Origin of the sequence: Campylobacter sp. (assembly GCF_017646085.1) — a bacterium.
Lineage (GTDB): Bacteria > Campylobacterota > Campylobacteria > Campylobacterales > Campylobacteraceae > Campylobacter.
The window spans coordinates 1-1,884 of sequence record NZ_JAGCNF010000063.1; the positions used below are offsets into that span (position 1 = coordinate 1).

The 1,884-nt window shown below is 35.9% G+C and carries 3 protein-coding genes; 2 read left to right on the top strand and 1 reads right to left on the bottom strand.

Annotated elements, in window-relative coordinates; all coding sequences use genetic code 11:
• Together J6V67_RS03240 and fabI are read left to right on the top strand one after the other, a co-directional pair.
• Positions 1 to 532: triose-phosphate isomerase (locus tag J6V67_RS03240; protein WP_291858691.1), on the top strand; the 532-nt coding region annotated here is incomplete at its 5' end.
• 2 nt (positions 533 to 534) lie between these two features.
• Complete coding sequence (fabI, locus tag J6V67_RS03245) at positions 535 to 1,353, top strand: enoyl-ACP reductase FabI (protein WP_291858694.1); 819 nt, start codon at positions 535 to 537, stop codon at positions 1,351 to 1,353.
• A 130-nt stretch (positions 1,354 to 1,483) separates the two neighbouring features.
• On the opposite strand, the gene J6V67_RS03250 is transcribed toward fabI, so the two are convergent.
• The coding region (locus tag J6V67_RS03250; protein WP_291858696.1) for a hypothetical protein at positions 1,484 to 1,884 on the bottom strand (401 nt) is incomplete at its 5' end.

Here is a 1,884-nt window from a genome sequence, read left to right on the forward strand (position 1 = left end):
CTTCACTCAAGGGGCTCAAAACTTTTACCCAGCACAAAGCGGCTCATATACTGGCGAAATAGGTGCTCAAATGCTAGAGGAGCTTAATATCACTACTGTAATGATCGGTCATAGTGAAAGACGCGCCCTAGGCGAAGATGAGCCATTTTTAAAAGCGAAATTTGACTACGCCGTAAGTAAAGGCTGGGATATTATCTACTGTATTGGCGAAGATGATATTACGCATATGAATGGAAGCACTAAAGAGTTTTTAGCCGATCAGCTAGCAAACATTGATCTAAATTATGAAAATTTAGTAATTGCCTATGAGCCAATCTGGGCAATTGGTACTGGACAAAGCGCTAAGGTTGAGTTTATAGCCGAAATTTTAGATTTTATATCTAGTAAATGCTCAGCTCCACTTCTATACGGTGGTAGCGTCAATGCGTCCAATATAGATCAAATAGCAGCGATAAAATCATGTGATGGAGTTCTTGTCGGTACTGCTAGCTGGGAAGCTCATAAATTTTTAGATATTATCAAAAAGGGTTAATAATGATTCTAGAGGGTAAAAAAGGTTTAATAGTCGGCGTAGCAAATAAAATGAGTATAGCCTATGGCATTGCTCAAGCTTGTAAAGCTCAAGGCGCCCAGCTTGCTTTTACATTTTTAAATGATGCAATCAAAAAAAGAGTAGAACCAATCGCAACTGAGCTTGGTAGCTCGCTAATTTATGAACTAGATGTAAATAATCAAGAACATCTTGATAGCCTAGCTGATAAAATTGCAGCAGATTTTGGTGAGATTGACTTTGTAGTGCATGCTGTAGCTTTTGCTCCTAAAGAGGCTCTTGAAGGTGAGTTTATCAATACTACAAAAGAGGCTTTTGATATTGCTATGGGTACTAGCGTTTATTCTCTTATCTCTCTTACTCGTGCAGTGCTTCCAGTGCTTAAAAGTGGCGGTTCTATCTTGACCCTTAGCTACCTTGGCGGGGCTAAATTTGTCCCACATTATAATGTAATGGGTGTAGCAAAAGCAGCGCTTGAGAGTTCTGTACGCTACTTGGCTCATGACCTTGGTCAAAGAGATATCCGTGTCAATGCTATCAGTGCTGGACCTATCAAAACCCTAGCAGCTAGCGGAATTGGTGATTTTAAAATGATTTTACACTGGAATGAATGCAACGCTCCACTTAAACGCAATGTAACCATAGAAGATGTAGGTAAAAGCGGTATGTATCTATTAAGCGACCTTGCAAGTGGTGTAACTGGTGAGGTGCATTATGTAGATGCTGGGTATAATATTATGGGTATGGGTGATGTAGCAACTGATGCCTTTGGCAATACAGTTTTAGCCTGGGATGCTAAATAACCTTAGAGCCAAATAAGGCTCTAATACTCATAGATTACTATTTTTGAGTAATCATATGGTTAGTAACTTAGAAAAAAGAAGCTTTATATAAGTTTATAATACACTACCCACGCATTTAAGCGTGGGTTGTTTAAAACATTGTAACTCCAGCTAATTGAATAAACAGACTAGATATATATGCAATAAATAAAAACCATAAGAAAAAAGATACTAATTGATTAAGAAACTTATACCATAAAAGTTCATCATTAGCATACTTATCTTGTTTTTGAATTTTAGATATTTTATAATATAGTATAAACTTTAGAATAAATAATATAGGCATACCAAATATTATTAGCACACCGTAAATACCAAATGCAATTTCACCAAAAACAAAAGACAACAATATTGTTACTGCAATTGGAGAAATAATCCAAAATATTTTAATTTTGCCAAATATTTCAAAAAAATCTTTTCTTTTTTCTGTAGCCATATCAGATAATCCATATATTGGTTGTGTATCTTCGTGTGAAAATAATGCCATATCAA